This is a genomic window from Streptomyces xanthochromogenes (assembly GCF_014650455.1).
Taxonomy (GTDB): domain Bacteria; phylum Actinomycetota; class Actinomycetes; order Streptomycetales; family Streptomycetaceae; genus Streptomyces; species Streptomyces xanthochromogenes.
Genome location: NZ_BMUZ01000003.1, coordinates 787,929 through 788,279, shown reverse-complemented (window position 1 = coordinate 788,279; position 351 = coordinate 787,929). Strand labels below are relative to the sequence as shown.

At 65.8% G+C, this 351-nt stretch carries 1 pseudogene; it reads left to right on the top strand.

What is annotated here, in order from left to right:
* Positions 1-351: pseudogene (locus IE267_RS39545) on the top strand (RHS repeat-associated core domain-containing protein); the annotation flags it as partial.

Here is a 351-nt window from a genome sequence, read left to right as displayed (position 1 = left end):
GCCACCGCGAAGTTGAGCGGCACCCAGAACTCGGTCACGTCGTTCCACTACGACACCCGGGGCAACCTCGACTCGGTGACACCGCCGACCCAGATCGGCAAGGTGACCTACCACTACGACGCGCTGGGCCGCGTCACCGACTCCAAGGACGGCCGCGGCGTCACCACGCTCTACACCTACGACGACCGGGGCCGTGTCAAGAAGGTCGACACCGGGAGCTATGACACCGTCACGTATGTCTATGACGGTGACGGCAACCTGACCTCGCGCACCGACCGCACCGGCACCCAGAGCTACCAGTTCGACGCCCTGTCCCGTGAGACGATCCGTACGCTCCAGGACGGCTCGCAG